This is a genomic window from Providencia sp. PROV032, assembly GCF_028484875.1.
GTDB classification, from domain to species: Bacteria; Pseudomonadota; Gammaproteobacteria; order Enterobacterales; family Enterobacteriaceae; genus Providencia; species Providencia rettgeri_E.
Genome location: NZ_JAMPSX010000002.1, coordinates 12,726 through 29,375, shown reverse-complemented (window position 1 = coordinate 29,375; position 16,650 = coordinate 12,726). Strand labels below are relative to the sequence as shown.

Sequence of the window (16,650 nt, the reverse complement as noted above, 5' to 3'; positions counted from 1 at the left end):
TAAATAAAAATAAGCCAAATAACATAGTCACTATTTGGCTTGTAATAGAAAATTACAAAGTAGGATAACAGATATTAATTATTGCTAGGTCAATTAACCATTAGGTTTTAATAATGAATGTGACATAGTAATAAGTTTTTCTACGGTGAAACCAAAATGTTCAAATAATTCATTTGCAGGGGCTGACTCCCCAAAGCTATTCATTCCCATAACTAATCCATCAATTCCTACATATTTACGCCAGTAATCACTAATACTGGCTTCGATAGCAATACGATGGCGAATGTGATTTGGTAACACGCGCTGCTGGTACTCTAAAGGTTGTTGGTCAAAGGTATCTGTTGATGGCATCGAAATGACATTCACATGAAAACCTTGTTCAGTCAGTAGCTTCCATGCTTCAACCGCTAATGTGATTTCAGAGCCAGTGGCAATTAAGAGTAATTCAGGGGTTTCACTACTACTGCGCAAAATATATCCACCACGTGCGATATTGGCGAGCTGTTCCGGTGTTCGCGAATGCTGTACTAGGTTTTGACGGGATAACACAAGTGCGGTTGGGTTCTGTTGATGAAGGATAGCCTGCTTCCAAGCCACGGCGGTTTCTACTTGGCAACAAGGGCGCCATACTGACAAATTAGGTGTTGCACGTAGTGACACAAGTTGCTCAACAGGTTGATGTGTTGGGCCATCTTCACCTAAGCCAATTGAATCATGGGTATAAATAAGCACTTGCGGTAATTTCATTAATGCGGCCATTCTCACGGCATTTTGTGCATATTCCGAGAACATCAAAAAGGTCGCTGTGTAAGGGCGAAAACCGCCATGTAATGCAATGCCATTGGCAATGGCGGTCATACCAAACTCTCTGACACCATAGTGAATATAGTTCCCTGTAGGTTGTTCATTAATCGGTAGTGACCCAGACCAGCAGGTCAGGTTGCTTGGGGCTAAGTCTGCGGAACCACCGATTAATTCAGGTAAAACAGGGCCAATAATATTTAACGTATTTTGTGAGGCTTTACGTGTCGCTATCGTTGCAGGGTTATCATTTAATTGTTGAATAAAGTTATCAATGATATCCGTAAATTTTTCAGTAAGTTGATTAGATAGCCGCAGAGTTAGTTGCTCGGCGAGTTCAGGATATTGTTTGGCGTATTCTCGTAATGCTTGTTCCCAACGTAATTGCTGTTCAGCACCACGCTCTAAGGCATTCCAAGGTTGATATATTTCGTCAGGGATCACAAAAGGAGGGTATTCCCAACCGAGTTGTTGGCGAGTCAGTGCGATTTCATTTTGCCCGAGAGGAGCTCCATGAGAATCTGCCGTACCAGCTTTATTGGGGGATCCATAACCAATCGTGGTTCTGCAGATAATAAGTGTGGGCTTCGCGGTTTGTTGGCGAGCTTGTTCAATAGCCGCTTTAATCGCAGGGCGCGAATGCCCATCAATGGATCTAATTACATGCCAGCCATAGGCTTCAAAACGCTTTGCGGTATTATCGGTAAACCAGCCTTCCACATCTCCATCAATAGAAATGCGGTTGTCATCATAAAACGCAATGAGCTTATTGAGTTTTAACGTTCCGGCTAATGAACACACTTCATGGGAGATCCCTTCCATTAAACAGCCATCACCTAAAAAAGTGTAGGTATAGTGGTCGACGACAGGGAACCCCGAGCGGTTAAATGTAGAGGCTAGCGTCTTTTCTGCTATTGCCATGCCAACTGCATTGGCAATGCCTTGGCCTAGAGGGCCTGTCGTGGTTTCGACTCCGGGGGTATAGCCTAATTCGGGGTGCCCCGGTGTTTTGGAATGGAGCTGTCGGAACTGTTTTAAATCATCGATAGATAAATTATAGCCTGTTAAATGAAGCAAGCTATAGAGCAGCATTGACGCATGGCCGTTTGACAAGACAAAGCGGTCACGGTTAGGCCAGTGCGGATCTGCAGGGTTGTGCTGTAAATAATCTCGCCAAAGAACTTCAGCAATATCGGCCATTCCCATAGGGGCGCCAGGGTGGCCTGAATTGGCTTGTTGTACCGCATCTATTGAAAGAAATCGAATGGCATTGGCTAATTTATTTTGTGGTTGAGTGGACATTACAAAGCTCCCAAAGTAAAAGCGCCTAACGTAAAACTAACGTTCCCCATTTTCATACTCACTGATCCGAGCCACTTTCGGCGCTGACCGTCCTCCTTCATAATGGGAAGCCAGCCATGTGTCGACAATGGTTTTAGCCAGTTCAGGGCCAATCACACGAGCACCAAAGGTAATTATTTGCGCGTCATTACTTTTCTGAGCCCGCTCAGCGGAGTATGTGTCATGGCACAGTGCTGCTCGAATGCCAGTGACTTTATTGGCAACTATGGACATACCAATTCCGGTACCACAAATTAAAATACCGCGCTGGTGCTTGCCTTGTACGATAGCAGTTGCAACCGCATGGGCAACATCAGGGTACATTTCGTCTGCAACCCCAGTGTTTAAACAGTAATCAGTCACTTCAATGTTTAGTTCTGCTAAGTGAGCTTTAATCAAATCTTTCATTTCAAATGCAGCGTCATCCGCGCCAATAGCAATAGATAGCATGATAGAGATCCTTATTGTTGAACAAAAGTTCATAAACCAATCAAATGTACTATTTAGAAAATAGGATCTTATGAACAAATAATCAATAGTTGAACATATGTTTTTATTTTTATGATGATGAATTCTGTGATCTACAGCTTCAAATTTAATTTTTTTTGCATAAAAGGTAAAAAATAGTCGTTTTAAGGCGATTTTATGAGAATTTTTGCACTGAATCACACTTTGACACTCTCACTATGGGCAAGGATGAAGAAAAGAAGGTATGGTTAATTTGTATCTTCATTGAACTTATGTTCATTTTACAAACCGCCGAGGATAGAACTATGTGTGAACACTGTGATTCAAAAGCAACGATGAGCGCGGGCATTCCAGAAAAAATGAAAGCCGTGGTTGCTTATGCACCAAAAGACTACCGTTTAGAAACAGTCGATGTCCCTAAAATTAGTGAAGAAGAGATTTTGGTTCGCGTAGAAGCTTGTGGTATCTGCGCGGGTGATGTGAAGGCTTTTGAAGGTGCCCCTAGTTTTTGGGGAGATGCGGAACAACCCGCTTATATTAAAGCACCAATGATCCCAGGCCATGAGTTTATTGGTCATGTTGTAGGTTTTGGCTCAAAAGTTGAAGGTTTCGCATTAGGTGACCGTGTTATTTCTGAGCAAATCGTACCTTGTTGGGAATGCCGCTTCTGTAAACGCGGTGAATACTGGATGTGTGAAAAACATGACTTGTATGGCTTCCAAAACAACGTTAATGGCGGCATGGCGCAATATATGAAATTTACCAAAGAAGCCATCAACTACCATGTGCCTGTTGAGATGCCAATCGAAGATGCCATTTTGATTGAACCTTACGCCTGCTCTTTACATGCCGTGCAGCGTGCGAATGTCAAATTGGGTGATGTTGTCGTGCTTTCGGGGGCGGGAACATTAGGCCTCGGTATGATTGGGGCTATTAAAAAATCCGGTGCTGGTAAGTTAGTCGTTCTGGATTTATTCGATAAACGCCTTGAATTAGCAAAAGAATTTGGTGCTGATATCGTATTAAACCCTAAACGTGATGATGTAGACAAAATTGTCAAAGAGATGACTGAAGGTTATGGCTGTGACATTTACATTGAAGCGACAGGGGCGCCTAAATCGGTAGAGCAAGGCCTTAAGATGATCCGTAAATTAGGTACTTTTGTTGAGTTTTCTGTATTTAAAGACCCAGTGACCGTGGACTGGAGCATCATCAGTGACCGTAAAGAACTGGATTTATTAGGTTCTCACCTTGGCCCATATTGCTACCCATTAGTGATTGAAGGCATTGGTAATGGCGATTTCCCAACCAAGGGGGTTGTGACGGATATTTTACCTTTAGATAAATTTGCGGAAGGTTTTTCGATGATGGCGAAAGGCGACCCGCACATTAAAGTGGTTCTCGACCCGAACCTGTAGAGCTGTCGTGGGTTGAAAAAAAGACGAATTTAAAAATATAACGATAAAAATTGGACCTGAATAAATGTCACCCTACCAAGGCTTGTTATTCAGGTCCTAACCCAGCGAACAAGCACTGAGGTCAACAATATGATAATCAATAAACTGTCTAAAGTAACGGGGTTTTCACCAAAGTTACTACTTGGCTATTTTGGCGTCCTGATCTTTATGATGGGAGAAGGCCTAGAACAAGGCTGGCTGTCACCTTTTATAATTAGCCGTGGAATGAGTATTGAAGAATCATCATTACTATTTAGTGTGTATGGTTTTTTTGCCGCTGTCGCCGCGTGGTTGTCCGGTGTGTTGGCTGAAATTTATACCGCCCGTCGTGTGATGATTTTTGGTTTTGTGATGTTTGTCATTGGCTCGATTATTTTCTTGTCTGTTGGCTTACCGAGTAACAGCCTGTCTATCATGATCCCAACCTATGCGCTGCGTGGTTTTGGTTATCCAATGTTTGCCTACGGCTTCTTAGTTTGGGTGGCCTATGAGGCGCCAATTAAAAAACTGGGCTCTGCAGTCGGGATCTTCTGGTTTGTTTATAGTGGCGGACTCGGTGTTTTAGGTGTGATGTATTCAAGTTATGCGTTGCCAGTTTTAGGTGAAATGGCAACGTTATGGAGTGGACTGATTTTTGTCACTATCGGGGCATTTATTGCTATCGCACTTAACCGCAACAAAGCGGGAGATACACAAGATGCACCGAAAGAAAAAGTCTCGCTCAGCTATGTATTTAAAGGGATCACTATCGCGTTTGAAAACCCAAAAATTGGTTTAGGCGGCATTGTTCGTACCATTAATACTTCAGCAGCGTATGGTTTTGTGATCTTCATGCCAATGTTTCTTGCTGACTTTGGATTTTCTCGTACAGAGTGGTTACATATCTACGCGGCACTTTGGACAGTGAACATCGCTTTTAATCTGATCTTTGGTGTAGTCAGCGACCGTATCGGTTGGCGCAACATTGTGATTTGGTTTGGTTGCGTAGGCTGTATGGTTTGTACCTTAATGTTTTACTATGTGCCTTATTATTTTGGGCACAGCTATACCCTGATGATGATAGCTGCTGGCTTATTTGGCGCATGCCTCGCAGGATACGTACCGCTTTCAGCCATCATGCCGAGTTTAGCGCCTGAAAATAAAGGCGCGGCGATGTCAGTTCTTAATTTAGGAGCCGGTTTAAGTACCTTTGTTGGCCCTGCATTAGTTGGGCTCTTTATTAGTAGCGTAGGTGCACTTGGCGTAATTTGGATCTTCTCGGGGCTCTATCTATTTAGTGCGATATTGATGAAATTTATTACTGTGCCGGAAGAATTACTTGAACAGTCGGCAAAGATGCAGCTAACACCAGAAAATAAGTAAATGAGGGAATTATGAATAGAATCATTAATGAACCTGATCTCGTTGTTGAAGATGCAATTCAAGGGTATTTGAAAGCGCACCCTGAATATTTTGCACAAACTGATAACGCGCGCGTTCTAAAATACCCAAAAGCACCAATACAAGGGAAAGTGGGCATTGTCACTGGTGGTGGTTCAGGTCATGAACCTGCGTTTTTAGGCTACGTGGGCGAGAATATGCTAGATGCGGTGGCCATTGGGGAAATTTTTTCCTCACCCACTGCGGGCGCTTTTTTAGACGCGTTTAAAGCTGCCGATAGCGGTGCGGGTGTTGCCTGTCTATATGGTAACTATGCGGGCGATAACATGAACGTCAAGATGGCGATGAAAAAGGCAGAAAAAGCGGGTATGCAAGTCAAAACCGTGGTTGCTACCGACGACGTTGCTTCAGCACCTGCGAGTGAAAAAGAAAAGCGCCGTGGTGTTGCGGGTGAAATTCTTATGTGGAAAGTGGGCTCTGCCGCAGCAAGCAAAGGCTATGATTTAGACGGTGTGATTAATGCAGCGCAAAAAGCGATTAATAACTGCCACTCTATTGGTGTTGGGTTAACGTCTTGCACTATTCCAGCTGTGGGTCATCCAAATTTCCATATTGAAGATGGGATGATGGAACTAGGCATTGGCCACCATGGCGAGCCAGGCATTGAAATCATGCCAATTCAATCTGCCGCGCAAATGGCACAAACCATGTTAGCGCCAATTTTAGATGATATGCAGGCAAAACAAGGTGATGAAGTGGTCGTCTTGGTTTCAGGGCTAGGTGCGACACCGGTTATGGAGCTATACATCTACTATGCAGAGGTTGAAAAACAACTCAGTGAGAAAGGTGTACGGATTGTTCGTAACTATGTTGGTAACTATTTTACCTCACTAGAAATGATGGGGGTCACGCTGACATTAATGAAAGTGGATGATGAATTGAAAACATTGATGGATGTCCCTGCATATTCATTGGGTTTAACACAGGTTAAATAAGGAGACAATTATGCAAGTTATTTCAACGGGCAACGGCAAGGAAATTACCCTTGATTTAGTGAACATTATTGTTTCTAACCGTGAATACCTCAGTGAAATTGATGGCGCAATAGGGGATGGAGACCACGGCATCAATATGGCAAAAGGTTTTAATTTATGTGCGAAAGCAATCGCAGACCGTGAATTATCTCTCAGTGAAGGCTTTGAAGAGATTTCTGATGCTTTGATGGAAGGTATTGGCGGCTCAATGGGACCACTTTATGGCAGTTTCTTTATGGGAATGTCAGACAGCATTTCAGGGAAAAATACGCTATCACAACAAGATTTCCTCGATATGCTGAAAAATGGTTTATCTGAGCTGCAAGACATCAGCAGTGCAACAGTGGGTGATAAGTGCTTGATGGATACATTGATCCCCGCAGTTAATGCTTTTGAAGAGGCGACAAAAGCAGGGAAAAACTTTAAACAAGCGCTTGATGCGATGCAGGCCGCTGCTATTGCAGGTCGTGATTCCACTGTAGATTTAGTGGCTAAAATTGGTCGTGCAAGCCGCCTTGGTGAACGTTCAAGAGGGGTATTAGATGCGGGGGCCACTTCTTGTTGTTTATTATTATGTCAATTAGCGCAGAGTATTGAAAAACAGGATGCATTAGCTAATGCATAATTGTTTTATATAATTCTTTCGTGGATATATAGTCAAATATCATTGCTATATATCCACTCTCTTTTATAACTCACTTATTAATTGCCACTAGAAACGCTATACTAAAACCTTATCACCCTTGTTGCGATTAACACCAATAAAGAGGAAATCACTATCTTATGGATAGATCACAAACATCTTCCGAAATCGAGCTACTGACGGAAATAGCGATAGCTTATTATCGTGATGAAATTACTCAGGAAGAGATCGCCAATAAGTTTGGTATATCGCGAATTAAGGTAGGGCGCTTACTCAAGCGGGCAAAGGAAGAAGGTATTGTAGAGATCAATGTTCGCTATCATCCTATTTTTAGCACTCAGTTAGAACAACAGTTACTTTCTCGCTTCCCGATTTCCCGTGCATTGATTGCCCTCGACCATCCCGACGAAGAAGAGCAACGTTACCAAGTCGGCACTCTCGTCGCTAACTATTTATCAACAACGTTACGAGACAATATGATAGTCACGGTCGGCCAAGGTCGCAATGTTGCGGTAGTGGCTGATAGCGGTGGGGCCGTCCCTGAAAAAGATTGCCGTTTTATTTGTGGGATAGGCGGAACCCATCGCCCAGGTGATTCCATTAATGCGGATCATATCAGTCGTCGTTTAGCTAAAAAGTTTGGCGGAACTAGCGAAACCCTATACGCCCCAGCTTATGTTGAAAATAACGAATTAAAGCAAGCATTTATGAAAAATGGCACCATTAAGGAAACCTTAGATCGTGCCCGTAAAGCGGATATTGCTTTAATTGGTATTGGCGATATGAATGAAGATAGCTATATGGTCAAACTAGGCTGGTTTACACCACGTGAAATCGTTGATGCGAGCTTGAACCAAGGGGTGATTGGCGATATCGCGGGATATGATTTTTTCAATGCACAAGGGCAACATGTAGATACAGTGATGAATGACCGAGTGATTGGTCTAAGCATTGATGAACTTAGAAAAATCCCCTGTGTAATCGCAATTGCATCAGAGTCATCAAAAGCGATGGCGATTATGGGAGCACTACGTACGGGGGCGATTGATATTATCGCTACGAGTGCGAGTAATGTGCGGACGATTTTAAAGATGTCCCAATAGCTCGTCATACTTCAAGCTGTCGCGTTGTTGACTACGCTCATTCGGCATTAGTCACATACTTGTGTATGCTCCTAATGACTCATTCACTTGTCGCCTAGCGACAACTTGAATTATTTAGAGCTATTATTTTGTCATACTTCAAGCTATCGCGTTGTTGACGACACTCACTTATTCGTTTTCTGCTTAGTTATGACTCCTAACTATTTAGGGTATCTATCATAAATTAGGTTTGCATCACCTAATTAGTTGCCTTATTATTTTTATGTAAACCTTTGGGAGATGGCATTCCTCCTCATATGAAACCGCCCGCAGAGGGCTGATGATGCCTACGTTAACCTTTTCATTGAATAGGGTACGTAGGTATTATGTGCCCTGGATTTTGGGCATAAATGCGGCAATAGGAAACTTTCCTTTCATTTATCCCACCAATATTAAAGGAAGTTTCTATGTACGCCTCTTTATTTGCAATCGCGATTGGTTCTGTTCTTGGTGGATGGCTAAGATGGTTTGTTAGCCTAAGACTTAATCATCTTTACTCAAATATTCCTCTAGGTACCGTCGCAGTCAATTTGGTTGGCGGCTTTGTCATTGGGTTTGCCATTTCGTATTTTGCCAATGCAAATATTAGCCCCGCTTATAAATTATTCATTGTAACTGGTTTCTGTGGTGCATTTACCACCTTTTCGACCTTTTCACTTGAAGTCTTGGTATTGATCCAAGAAGGTAAATTGGGTTTTGCCATTAGTACCATCGCCATCCATGTGATTGGCGCCCTGATCTTTACCTTGCTTGGAATGTTATGCCATCACTGGTTAGCACAGGGGTGAAGCTCGTAGTCTAATTTTGTCTGAATTGATAACAGCGGCGCTTGTTCAAGGTTAGGTTACTGCTATACTGAAACTATTGCTTTTAGTGGAGATAAACAGGATGTTAGACAAACATTTAGAGTTCGATGGGCTAACTGGTGTCGGTAAGGTTCAGCTTGATTTTGTACCTGACCAGCGTGTGTATACTCTAATTGGTGTCAATGGGGTAGGGAAGACCAAAACTTTAGAAGCACTGTTTCAGTTATATTTTTTTAGTAATCATATGGTAAATAAGCCATTGACAGGCATAAGCAAAATTTATCTAAAATTTAGATCAGCATTAATACATTCAAGTATTTTAGGTAATCATACAATTGATTTTCCAGAAAGTAACACGAGTGAATATTTTTGGGATCTAGGTTCTAACAGTGTGAAAGAGGTATTCAATAAATTATCTCACACTTATCCTGTCGTTTATTTAGGGGCTCAAGCTAGAGGTGCGATAAAGGAACAAAAAAATATCAGTACCATTTCATTAGGAAATATTGAAGGTAGACGTTTGAATTACTTTCATTCACTTACGAATCAAATGGAATCTGAATTTGGCTCTATGAATATGGCAACCAATATACAAGAGTGGTTTATTCAAATTGCCCGTTCATCAAATAGTTATCAAAGTGCTGAAGATAACCGAGAAATAGAGCTAAAAACGGTTTTACGCCTATTACATGAAATAGATAATCGCATTGATGAGCAATATTTAGTCATCGGTGGCGATGACCGAGTTAGTTTAAAAATTGATGGGCAAAAAATTCAGCTTAGCCAATTAAGCTCCGGTTTTTCCTCTATACTCAAACTGATCCAATCAATTGTTTCAGGGTATGGGCATTTTACTAATGAAACGAACTTGCAGAATGTCAAAGGCATTGTTTTTATAGATGAAATTGAAAGCCATCTCCATTTGTCTTGGCAGGCGAATATCATCCCATTACTGAAGCGTTTATTCCCCAATACCACTTTTTACGTGACTACACACTCGTCTGTGGTTTTATCACAATTGCAAGAAGGTGAAGCTTATGAACTGCAACGTGATAAACAAGATGGTATTGTAAAAAGCCGTTTAATCCCTTCACCAAATAAAGCAGCTTTTGCTGATATTTTACGGGATGTATTTCATGTGGATGTGAACAAAATCAAGTTAGAAAATAGCACTGTGGGTGAGCAACAAGAAGCTAAAAATAACCTACTGAATCTGCTGAGAAACCAAGAGGGACAGTAATGACAAGGAATGTATTACTCGATACTAACTTATTAATTTGTGCTTTTGATAATAACGGAAGCGCAGCGAAAGAAGATAAAGATAAAGCCATCGCAAAACTCACTACGTTATTATCCGATCCAGAAACCAAATTATTTATCACGCCGCTGATCCGCTATGAAGTCTTACGTGGCATCAAATGGGATAATTCTCAGTCCTATGCGGTAATGTGTGGTGTGTTAAATGATTTCCCTGAGCTGGATATTACGCGCAATGTTGCCGAGTTATCGGCTAATTTATTCCGTTTTGATACCCATCAATTAGCCATTGTAGGGCAAGGTACTCGGAACATTGAAAAGCGAAAATTCGATGTATTTCATTATTGCTGCGCCTGTTGCAATAACTTAGATTTGGAATCGAATGATACTGATATTGGCAAAATTAGGCAGTTACATAATCAATATTGTTCCACGGTTCCTAATATCTAAAACTACTCAAGCGACCTGATATCGCTTGAGTTTCAGGGCTAATTATTTGCTAACAAATGATGTGCAGTGGCTTCATCGGTCACTAAACCTGTAACCCAACCACCATTCATAACAGCTTGAATTGCTTTCGTTTTGTGCGTGCCACCCGCAAATGCGATCACCGGTTTATTCGGGGAACGGAAAAGCGGAACACTGGTGTGTGTGGCATCTAATGCGGTAGAAAGCCGTTCACCGTTAGCTTGGATAAAATGCCCCAGTAACTCCGCGGTCACCCCTTTTTCTAACAACATTTCCATTTGTTCATCCGTGACGAAACCTTCAGAATTGAGTGGGCATCCTTTACCGACTTCGCCAATGCCAATAAAAGTGATGTCCGCATTCAGTGCTTTTTCGGTAACTTCTTTATACACGCGATGTTGGCACCACATTGCTTTATCTTCTGGGCTATCGGCGTACAGTGGCGCAGGTAGAATATAGTGCCGGCACTGTAATTTTTCTGCAAAGCGCAATGGGATATCATAGCGAGTTGCTGAGCTATCACGAGCAATCGCACCAATTAGTGAAACACATTGGTGCTGGGCGGTTTCTAGGTAAGGAAGGGCATCAATAATACTGCGTAATGTTCTACCTGAACCAATACCTATAACTTGGGGTTTATCGGGTTCGATTAATTGTTCCATCAGTTCAGCACCGGCCACTGAAATCATGTCGAGCGTGGCTTCTGTATCAAGTTGACCTGACGGGACAACAAAGCAATGTGTTAGGTGATACTTTTGCTGGATTTGATTAGCGAGTCTTAAACACTCCGTAATCGGGTGTGTGATTTGCACCTGAACCATACCTTGCTCTTTTGCTAGTGAGATAAGGCGCTGGGCGACTTGTCTTGATAGCCCAAGTTCATGCGCAATTTCTTGTTGTGTTTTACCTGCCACAAAATATAGCCATGCCGCACGCGCAGCTTGTTCCATTTTTTTTAATTCTTTCTGCATGGACGTTCTCCTGCTGGTTTCGCTTATTGTAATTCTGGGCAATTGTTTATTAAAAGGGCAAAAGTCAATAGTGTGAGCATTATCGCAGTAATTGTGATCAGATTGAAACTAAAATATAACAAACGGGCATATGCCCAATAAGATAGCAATTATTTAATTTTAGGTTAAGGAGTCACAATGTTAAAGCAGAAATCAGTGTGGATGCACATCGGTGCTGGGTCATTTCATCGTGCTCACCAAGCGTGGTATTTGCACCGCTTGATCCAACAAGGGGATGATAGTTGGTCAATTGCCTTAGGGAATATTCGCAATGATACGAATTCATTGCTTGATAACTTAACCAAGCAAAATGGGGAATATACCCTTGAAACTGTTTCACCTGAAGGTGAGCGCCATTATGAAAAAATCACTTCAGTGCGTAAAGTATTGCATTGGGATGAGAATTTAAGCCAGTTAGTCGAACAAGGCCGTGATAAAGCAACACGCGTGATAGCCTTCACGGTCACGGAGGCGGGCTATTATTTAACCCCACAGCATGAATTAGATGCAGAACAGCCAGATGTTAAAGCAGACTTAACGGGCAAAATGAGCACCATATATGGTGCGTTAACGCATATTTTACGTGCACGTTTAGCTGCGCATGGTGAACCCGTAACCTTATTAAACTGTGATAATTTACGCCATAACGGTGAGCGTTTCAGACATGGCTTTTTATCTTTCTTACAGCTAAAAGGTGAAAGTGAGTTATATCAGTGGGTGAAAGAACATACCCGTTCACCGAACACTATGGTGGATAGGATCACTCCTCGGCCAACACCAGATGTGGCTGAGCGTGTTAAACAACAAACGGGTTGGGATGATAAAGCTCCTGTTATGGGGGAAGCATTCATTCAGTGGGTGATTGAAGATGACTTTATTAATGGGCGCCCTGCATTAGAAAATGTCGATGTAGAAATGGTTGAATCCGTTTTACCGTGGGAAGAAGCAAAAATTCGTATTCTGAATGCGAGCCACAGTTGCATTGCTTGGGCTGGAACCTTAATTGGTTTGAGCTTTATTGATGAAAGTACCCGCCAATCCGCTATCAAACAAATGGCATGGAATTATGTCACATATGACGTGATACCGTCATTGTCACCTAGCCCTCTCGATTTAGAACAATACCGCGATGTGGTACTCGCACGCTTTAGTAACCCTTATATTCAGGATACTAACCAGCGTGTTGCCGCTGATGGTTTATCAAAAATTCCCGGTTTTATCACGCCAACATTGCAAGAATGCTATCAGCGCCAGCAAACTCCAGCCGCGACAGCGGTGCTTCCTGCTTTATTTTTTGTGTTTTTACAGCGCTGGGCTCGTGGTGAATTACCGTATGAATATCAGGATGGCGTGTTAGATGTGCCGCTATATCAAAAAATGATGAATAGCAGTGACGCATTGTCACAATTTGTCTCAAGTGAAATGCTGTTCGGCCCACTGGCTCATTCATCGGGATTCCACAAATTGATGAGTAACACCGTTGAAAAAGTTGAAAACTGGCTCAAGTCACCTGAACAACCTCTGTAAGGAGAAAGGCGATGTACCTCGGAATAGACCTAGGCACTTCAGAACTGAAGGCCGTTTTAATTGATGCTCAGGGTGAAATTGTTGCCTCAAGCCATATGGCATTAACCGTACAAAGGCCACATTCTCAGTGGGCCGAGCAATCGCCAGATAGCTGGTGGGAAGCCACCAACGCAGTTGCGGCTACGTTGCGACAAAAAGCCCCAGAAGCATGGGCGGCGGTAAAAGCAATTGGCTTATCAGGCCAAATGCATGGTGCGGTACTGCTTGATGAGCAAAATCAAGTGCTGCGTGATTGTATCTTATGGAATGACACCCGCAGTGCGAAAGAATGCGAATGGCTGATGGAGAATTACCCCGAGTTTCTAACCATTGGCGCTAATTTGGTGATGCCAGGTTTCACAGCGCCCAAATTATTGTGGGTTGCACGTCATGAGCCTGAAATATTCAAGCAGGTTGCTAAGGTATTGCTTCCTAAAGATTATCTGCGTTGGAAAATGACGGGGTTATTTACCAGTGACATGTCCGATGCCTCAGGTACATTATGGCTAGATGTGGCTAAGCGTGATTGGTCTGATGAACTATTGGCTGCAACTAATCTAACTCGTGAACAAATGCCTTCTTTAGTTGAAGGCGCTGAAAAAAGCGGTGTGTTACGGGCGGATTTAGCTTCCCAATGGGGGCTTAGCGCCGATGTAATTATCGCGGGTGGAGGCGGTGATAATGCAGCCTCTGCGGTGGGCGTTGGTGCGATTAATGATGGTGATGCGTTGATTTCTCTGGGCACTTCTGGCGTCATTTTTGTGGTTAATAATCAACTACAAGCCGCACCACACCAAGGCGTCCATGCTTTTGCCCATGCATTGCCAAATCGTTGGCACCAAATGAGTGTGATGTTAAGTGCTGCCAACTGTTTGCGTTGGCTTTGCCAGCTTCTTTCCACAACGGAAAATCAGCTAATGGATGAAGTGGGGCAATTGACCGATGACCAGAAAAAGCAAGCTCCGGTATTTCTGCCTTACCTCTCAGGGGAACGAACGCCCCATAATGACCCTTATGCTATGGGCTCATTTTTTGCGTTGAGAAATGAAACAACTCGGGCCCAGCTTGGTTATGCAGTGATTGAAGGAGTAACCTTTGCTCTGGCAGATGGCATGCAAGTACTTAAACAAACGGGGACGCAAGTAAGCCGCTGTAGTTTAACAGGAGGCGGTGCGCGCAGCCCGGTTTGGGCGCAGCTGATTGCGGATGTTATCGATATACCGATTGTAACCCACCCAGCGAGTTCATCAGGGGCTTTAGGTGCGGCTCGTCTGGCATGGCTGGCGGATGGCGGCAATACAGAAATGGTGTGCCAAAAACCAGAAGTGTTGAATACCTATTTACCACAAAAACAGTACCAAACTTGGTTAAATCAACGGCTTGATGCTTTCCGCTTATTATATCAACAGCAAAAACAAGCAAGAGAATTATTGCCTCAGTAGGCAATTGTGGCGGTGTTTCCCTACACATCACCGCCACAGTTATCTCTTCGCGATTGATTAAAATAACAAAATTAGAATGAGGAAACTGCAATGGAACAGAAGCAGTATTGGCTTGGTCTACCTAAGCATTTGTTCTGGGGTTTTATTGCCATCGCTATTTTTATGAGTGGTGATGGCTTTGAAATGGCTTTTTTATCGAAACATATCACTGATTTAGGGTTTACACCGGCACAATCAGCGATGGTATTTACTGTCTATGGCTTAATGGCAGCCGTTGCCGCATGGGCATCTGGCGTCGTAGCTGAAATTATCACCCCCCTAAAAGCCATGATGATCGGGTTTATTCTCTGGATTGTCATGCATGCCTTATTTATGGCATTTGGCTTAGGCATGAAAAGCTACGGTATGATGTTGTTATTCTATGGGATCCGTGGGCTAGCTTATCCCTTGTTTATCTATTCATTTATGATGATGTTAGTGCAAGTCATCCCTCGAGCGCATCTTGCTGCTGCCACGGGGTGGTTCTGGGCGATGTATTCTGTCGGAATTGGCGTGATTGGGAGCTATTTACCCAGTTTTTCAATTCCAATGATAGGGGAGACAGGAACATTATGGATGGCCATTGGTTGGGTCGCTATTGGTGGTGCAATTGCGTATTTTAGCCTACGCAATGTTCCAGTTGACCGCTCTAAAGTCAATTTACCGATGAAAGATAAAATGGCCGAATTATCGCGGGCTGCCACCATTTTATTTACCAACAAAGACATCTTTATGGCGAGTTTAATCCGTATTATCAATACAATCTCATTGTTTGGTTTTGCGATTATTATGCCATTACTGTTTGTTGACCGTTTAGGGTTTACCATTTCTGAATGGTTACAGATTTGGGCTGTTTTCTTCTTTGTGACTATTTTTACGAATATTTTTTGGGGAATTGTTGGTGAACATATTGGGTGGGTTCGTCAGGTCAGGTGGTTTGGTTGCCTAGGTATGGCAATATCTAGCCTGATGTTCTATTACTTACCGGTTTATTTTGGTCATAATTTTGCCATCGCATTAATACCCGCCATTTTATTAGGTATTTTTGTGGCTGCATTTGTTCCAATGACGGCGGTTTTCCCGAGTATTGAGCCACACCATAAAGGTGCTGCAGTCTCAATTTACAACCTTTCAGCAGGGTTAAGTAATTTTGCCGCACCCGCAATAGCCAGTTTAGTATTACCTTTCTTTGATATTGTGGGTGTTGTTTGGGCATACACTGGTTTATATATCTTTGCAGGAATACTGACATTTTTTATTAAAGTGCCACAACCTGGATTTGAAAATAATCGCAAAATAAAATCAGTGAAGTCGATGACAGAACAACAAACCAGTCATTAATTTACTTTATCTAATATTTATCAAGTCCTGTAGATAGTGAATATCTATGGGGCTTTTCTTTATTTAAAGAAACGCTATTGTCGTGACAAAGTAAATTGCAGGTGAAGGGATATCGTCCTTTACAACAGCAATATAAAGAGAAACGGTTTAAAAAGAAAATAAAGTAGAATATTTCCTATAAATAGAAATATGATTCATATTTATAAGGTGATTTTTTATCTTGTTGCGATTTTTATTGAAAATACAGCACTGGACAATAGAATATAATTTCATAGATTAAAAAATAATCTATAGTTGATTCGTTTATCAAAAGAAATTTAAATGACATAAAATATTAGCTTACAAACCTGCATTTAGAGAATATTAAGGCACTTGCCCCATTTCGATGTTATATCTGACTATTAAATTCACTGTATACCTTTATTCCAAGCAATTTAAATCCTGTTTGACTCTCT

14 protein-coding genes and 1 riboswitch are annotated in these 16,650 nt (G+C 42.3%); of the genes, 11 read left to right on the top strand and 3 right to left on the bottom strand.

Going from position 1 to position 16,650, the window contains the following annotated elements; genetic code table 11:
• Positions 1-93: 93 nt before the first annotated feature.
• Together tkt and rpiB are read right to left on the bottom strand one after the other, a co-directional pair.
• Positions 94-2,103 carry a transketolase gene (gene tkt, locus PSF42_RS00740; RefSeq protein ID WP_272679274.1) on the bottom strand — a complete coding sequence of 670 codons (2,010 nt, stop codon included), beginning with the start codon at positions 2,101-2,103 and terminating at the stop codon, positions 94-96.
• A gap of 36 nt (positions 2,104-2,139) precedes the next feature.
• Entirely contained in the window at positions 2,140-2,592 is a 453-nt protein-coding gene (gene rpiB / locus PSF42_RS00735) for a ribose 5-phosphate isomerase B (protein ID WP_004263541.1), read from the bottom strand.
• A gap of 323 nt (positions 2,593-2,915) precedes the next feature.
• On the opposite strand from rpiB, the gene PSF42_RS00730 reads away from it, so the two are divergent.
• From PSF42_RS00730 to PSF42_RS00695, 8 genes are all read left to right on the top strand, one after another.
• Positions 2,916-4,028, top strand: coding sequence for an MDR/zinc-dependent alcohol dehydrogenase-like family protein (locus tag PSF42_RS00730; RefSeq protein WP_004910265.1), 1,113 nt, complete (start codon positions 2,916-2,918; stop codon positions 4,026-4,028).
• A 129-nt stretch (positions 4,029-4,157) separates the two neighbouring features.
• Positions 4,158-5,429: an MFS transporter gene (locus PSF42_RS00725; protein WP_125890910.1), complete on the top strand. Its 1,272-nt coding sequence runs from the start codon at positions 4,158-4,160 to the stop codon at positions 5,427-5,429.
• 11 nt (positions 5,430-5,440) lie between these two features.
• Complete coding sequence (locus PSF42_RS00720) at positions 5,441-6,442, top strand: dihydroxyacetone kinase subunit DhaK (RefSeq protein ID WP_102139240.1); 1,002 nt, start codon at positions 5,441-5,443, stop codon at positions 6,440-6,442.
• A 10-nt stretch (positions 6,443-6,452) separates the two neighbouring features.
• On the top strand, positions 6,453-7,106 hold the full coding sequence (gene dhaL / locus PSF42_RS00715) for a dihydroxyacetone kinase subunit DhaL (protein ID WP_125890911.1): 654 nt from the start codon (positions 6,453-6,455) through the stop codon (positions 7,104-7,106).
• A gap of 158 nt (positions 7,107-7,264) precedes the next feature.
• Positions 7,265-8,227, top strand: coding sequence for a sugar-binding transcriptional regulator (locus PSF42_RS00710; protein ID WP_125890912.1), 963 nt, complete (start codon positions 7,265-7,267; stop codon positions 8,225-8,227).
• 266 nt (positions 8,228-8,493) lie between these two features.
• Positions 8,494-8,563: riboswitch (Fluoride riboswitch) on the top strand.
• Positions 8,564-8,673: 110 nt separating this feature from the next.
• On the top strand, positions 8,674-9,054 hold the full coding sequence (crcB, locus tag PSF42_RS00705) for a fluoride efflux transporter CrcB (RefSeq protein ID WP_213913287.1): 381 nt from the start codon (positions 8,674-8,676) through the stop codon (positions 9,052-9,054).
• A 100-nt stretch (positions 9,055-9,154) separates the two neighbouring features.
• The gene (locus PSF42_RS00700) at positions 9,155-10,312 is read left to right on the top strand and encodes an AAA family ATPase (protein WP_272679273.1); all 1,158 of its coding nucleotides are present in this window, start codon (positions 9,155-9,157) and stop codon (positions 10,310-10,312) included.
• Entirely contained in the window at positions 10,312-10,779 is a 468-nt protein-coding gene (locus tag PSF42_RS00695; RefSeq protein ID WP_272679272.1) for a hypothetical protein, read from the top strand. Before PSF42_RS00700 ends, PSF42_RS00695 begins: the two co-directional genes overlap by 1 nt.
• 38 nt (positions 10,780-10,817) lie before the next feature.
• Here PSF42_RS00695 and PSF42_RS00690 read toward each other — a convergent pair whose 3' ends face one another.
• Complete coding sequence (locus PSF42_RS00690) at positions 10,818-11,768, bottom strand: sugar-binding transcriptional regulator (protein ID WP_125890915.1); 951 nt, start codon at positions 11,766-11,768, stop codon at positions 10,818-10,820.
• Positions 11,769-11,945: 177 nt separating this feature from the next.
• Between PSF42_RS00690 and dalD the strand changes: the two genes are divergently transcribed.
• From dalD to PSF42_RS00675, 3 genes are all read left to right on the top strand, one after another.
• On the top strand, positions 11,946-13,334 hold the full coding sequence (gene dalD / locus PSF42_RS00685) for a D-arabinitol 4-dehydrogenase (protein WP_272679271.1): 1,389 nt from the start codon (positions 11,946-11,948) through the stop codon (positions 13,332-13,334).
• A gap of 11 nt (positions 13,335-13,345) precedes the next feature.
• Positions 13,346-14,815 carry a xylulokinase gene (gene xylB / locus PSF42_RS00680; RefSeq protein ID WP_272679270.1) on the top strand — a complete coding sequence of 490 codons (1,470 nt, stop codon included), beginning with the start codon at positions 13,346-13,348 and terminating at the stop codon, positions 14,813-14,815.
• 90 nt (positions 14,816-14,905) lie between these two features.
• On the top strand, positions 14,906-16,195 hold the full coding sequence (locus PSF42_RS00675) for an MFS transporter (RefSeq protein WP_125890918.1): 1,290 nt from the start codon (positions 14,906-14,908) through the stop codon (positions 16,193-16,195).
• Positions 16,196-16,650 lie beyond the last annotated feature (455 nt).

Bases quoted from the DNA above. Each gene is read 5' to 3' on its own strand.
- tkt (WP_272679274.1), bottom strand. From the start codon at position 2,103: ATGTCCACTCAACCACAAAATAAATTAGCCAATGCCATTCGATTTCTT.
- rpiB (WP_004263541.1), bottom strand. From the start codon at position 2,592: ATGCTATCTATTGCTATTGGCGCGGATGACGCTGCATTTGAAATGAAA.
- PSF42_RS00730 (WP_004910265.1), top strand. From the start codon at position 2,916: ATGTGTGAACACTGTGATTCAAAAGCAACGATGAGCGCGGGCATTCCA.
- PSF42_RS00725 (WP_125890910.1), top strand. From the start codon at position 4,158: ATGATAATCAATAAACTGTCTAAAGTAACGGGGTTTTCACCAAAGTTA.
- PSF42_RS00720 (WP_102139240.1), top strand. From the start codon at position 5,441: ATGAATAGAATCATTAATGAACCTGATCTCGTTGTTGAAGATGCAATT.
- dhaL (WP_125890911.1), top strand. From the start codon at position 6,453: ATGCAAGTTATTTCAACGGGCAACGGCAAGGAAATTACCCTTGATTTA.
- PSF42_RS00710 (WP_125890912.1), top strand. From the start codon at position 7,265: ATGGATAGATCACAAACATCTTCCGAAATCGAGCTACTGACGGAAATA.
- crcB (WP_213913287.1), top strand. From the start codon at position 8,674: ATGTACGCCTCTTTATTTGCAATCGCGATTGGTTCTGTTCTTGGTGGA.
- PSF42_RS00700 (WP_272679273.1), top strand. From the start codon at position 9,155: ATGTTAGACAAACATTTAGAGTTCGATGGGCTAACTGGTGTCGGTAAG.
- PSF42_RS00695 (WP_272679272.1), top strand. From the start codon at position 10,312: ATGACAAGGAATGTATTACTCGATACTAACTTATTAATTTGTGCTTTT.
- PSF42_RS00690 (WP_125890915.1), bottom strand. From the start codon at position 11,768: ATGCAGAAAGAATTAAAAAAAATGGAACAAGCTGCGCGTGCGGCATGG.
- dalD (WP_272679271.1), top strand. From the start codon at position 11,946: ATGTTAAAGCAGAAATCAGTGTGGATGCACATCGGTGCTGGGTCATTT.
- xylB (WP_272679270.1), top strand. From the start codon at position 13,346: ATGTACCTCGGAATAGACCTAGGCACTTCAGAACTGAAGGCCGTTTTA.
- PSF42_RS00675 (WP_125890918.1), top strand. From the start codon at position 14,906: ATGGAACAGAAGCAGTATTGGCTTGGTCTACCTAAGCATTTGTTCTGG.